Source organism: Massilia aquatica (assembly GCF_011682045.1).
Lineage (GTDB): Bacteria > Pseudomonadota > Gammaproteobacteria > Burkholderiales > Burkholderiaceae_D > Telluria_A > Telluria_A aquatica.
The window spans coordinates 1-1,294 of sequence record NZ_VVIW01000068.1 but is presented as its reverse complement, the minus strand read 5'-3'; the positions used below and the strand labels follow the sequence as shown (position 1 = coordinate 1,294).

The following is a 1,294-nucleotide window of genomic DNA, read 5'->3' as shown; positions in this document are numbered from 1 at the left end:
GTGAAACGATTTTACGCCGATGATAGTGCTGCAACCAGTGTGAAAGTAGGTCATCGTCAGGCTAGTTATAAGAGAAAGACCCCGGTAAGCCTAAGCGCGCTCAAGATCGCGCTTAGTGCAAACCGGGTTTTTTTTTCGTCCGCGTTTTTGTATTGATCGGGAAGTTTTCATCAATGGATTCGTCGTTGCATTTTCCCGGCACGACTGAATATTAATCGGGCCTTAAAGGCTCGGATAAGCATCGGAAAACAACATTATTCGTTAATCCTATTGTGCAAAATTGTCTATGGTCTGAACCCCGAGTAAAATATGGCACGCGACCAAGACGTAGTCTTAGTTGGATAATTTAACTAATAAAAAAGGATTTACCCGTGTTTAAAAAGATCGCATTTGCAGCAGCTCTGGCCGTTATGGCTTCCTCGTCTTTCGCCGCTGAAGCGAACAAATTCTATGTTGGTGGCGATTTCGGCACCACCAAAGTTGACGACTACTCCGACCGCGAAACCGGCTACGGCGCGTTCGTCGGCTACAACATCACCCCGACCATCGCGGTTGAAGCAGGCTATCGCCGTCTGGCTTCGTTCGACGAACGCAACACCGACGTTACCTTCGACCAAGCTGCTATCTCGGTCATCGGTTCGGTTCCACTGAGCAGCGGCTTCGGCCTGTTCGGTCGTCTGGGCTATAACCGTCTGGAAGCTAAAGCATCCGCTGGCGGCTACAGCGCAACCGAGTCGACGAACAAAGCGCTGTATGGCTTTGGCGCAACCTACGCTTTCACGCCAGCAATTTCGGGTCGTATCGAAGTTCAGCGTCCAAGCAGCGATCTGACCAACTTCAGCGCTGGCGTATCGTTCCAGTTCTAAGTCATCGTTCTTAAGAAAGTCCCGCCAGGCGAAAGCCCGGCGGGATTTTTTTTGGCCAACGAGAAGCCTGAGCCCGAAGGGGCCACATGCAATCGCGCTCATCCAACAAGGCCTGCGGCGTCGGCAAACAGCCAGCAGCGCGTCTCTACCTGGCGATTCCTGCGACGTTCTATCGGTCCAGCGTCAAAACAACTTGGCAAAGTTTGAGAAGCTCTGCTATAGTTCGCCTCCCCGCAGAAAGGGTTAACGAAATCAAGTAGTTAGCAGTCTGTCAGGGCCGTCTCCAAGGAGACGCGGTAGTAAAAAAGAGGTTGACGAAAAACGCGAAACGCTGCATAATCTCACCTCTCTGCTGCAACGAACACAACGCTTCGTAGCAAACGGCAGAAGGCAGTACAGAATAAGTTCTTTAACAATTAACAGTCGAT

At 50.9% G+C, this 1,294-nt stretch carries 1 protein-coding gene; it reads left to right on the top strand.

What is annotated here, in order from left to right; genetic code table 11:
• The first annotated feature begins 371 nt into the window (after positions 1-371).
• On the top strand, positions 372-866 hold the full coding sequence (locus F1609_RS33880; protein ID WP_167082334.1) for an outer membrane beta-barrel protein: 495 nt from the start codon (positions 372-374) through the stop codon (positions 864-866).
• The last annotated feature ends 428 nt before the right edge of the window (positions 867-1,294 follow it).